The sequence below is a fragment of the Nocardioides antri genome, assembly GCF_008373765.1.
GTDB classification, from domain to species: domain Bacteria; phylum Actinomycetota; class Actinomycetes; order Propionibacteriales; family Nocardioidaceae; genus Nocardioides; species Nocardioides antri.
This window is the reverse complement of sequence record NZ_VUJW01000142.1, coordinates 1-407: the sequence shown is the minus strand read 5'-3', so window position 1 is coordinate 407 and position 407 is coordinate 1. Positions and strand designations below refer to the sequence as shown.

1 protein-coding gene is annotated in these 407 nt (G+C 46.9%); it reads left to right on the top strand.

The window, feature by feature from the left end; genetic code table 11:
* Positions 1 to 44: 44 nt before the first annotated feature.
* A partial coding sequence (locus tag F0U47_RS22825) for a hypothetical protein (protein ID WP_149752358.1) occupies positions 45 to 407 on the top strand: 363 nt, incomplete at its 3' end.

The following is a 407-nucleotide window of genomic DNA, read 5'->3' as shown; positions in this document are numbered from 1 at the left end:
CGACGGCATGTGCGACCCGGTGCTCGACCTTGTCCGTATCGCGCATGTTCATCTTTGAGAAGATCGAAGGTGGCGACAGCAGCTTCCTCGAGTTTGAAATTACTGGCTCAACTTATGAACCAATCGGCGACGTTTATCTGAAAGGACAGAAAGTTAAGGCTGCCGAATTTGATGCTCTTCACGAGATCGGTACTATCTGCGTAATGTGCAATGACTCCGCTATTGATTTCAACGAATTCAAACAGGCGTTCGAAAAGGTCGGCGAAGCTACTGAGACTGCTCTGATTGTTCTTGCTGAAAAAATGAATCCCTTCAATGTTCCTAAGACTGGCTTAGATCGCCGATCCTCTGCTATTGTCGTGCGTCAAGAAATTGAGACCAAGTGGAAGAAAGAATTCACTCTCGAG